Annotated in this window: 1 protein-coding gene; it reads right to left on the minus strand. The window is 65.1% G+C overall.

Going from position 1 to position 550, the window contains the following annotated elements; translation table 11 throughout:
- Positions 1 to 337 precede the first annotated feature (337 nt).
- The coding region (locus tag CK240_RS17895; RefSeq protein ID WP_205957934.1) for a hypothetical protein at positions 338 to 550 on the minus strand (213 nt) is incomplete at its 5' end.

Consider the following 550-nt stretch of genomic DNA (forward strand, 5'->3'; position numbering starts at 1 on the left):
GTCAACGGGTCATTGAGTTGAACGCCATGCTCGAGGCGGTCAGGGCCGCGAAGAAAGAGGAATACGAAATCCAAGGCATTTCTGGGATGATGGGTTAGTCCCGGCAAATGGATGGGGCCGGTGCAACATCCCGCTGCGACCGGCCCCTGCCCAGACGCGGGCGATGCGCTTACACGCGCTGCGGATGGCCCCGGTTCGCGCCGTGCCAGCCTGCGCCGCGCCGGTATGAAGGAACCCGGCCGCGCCGTGACGGGGTTGAGGCTCCCAAGGGCCGGGCACTCACCGTCTAATCCCAGATGCTTCGCGGCTGAACAAACCCGCAGGGCGCATCCCGGCCCTATTTCAGCAGCCGCGCGTCGGCCTGCATCTGCTTTCCCAGGCGCCCCAAGTCTTCCGGGGCGAGAATGAAATTGAACTCGTCACCGGCCGCCGTCTTCACGCGCCACACCACCTGCTTAGGGTCGGGCGTGATGAAGGTGCGGGCCTCGGTGATGTAGTCCGCGCGGAACTCGTCAGCTTCCATCTTTCGGCGCCCCTGTCTGCTCGGGTT

Origin of the sequence: Paracoccus salipaludis (genome assembly GCF_002287065.1) — a bacterium.
GTDB lineage: Bacteria > Pseudomonadota > Alphaproteobacteria > Rhodobacterales > Rhodobacteraceae > Paracoccus > Paracoccus salipaludis.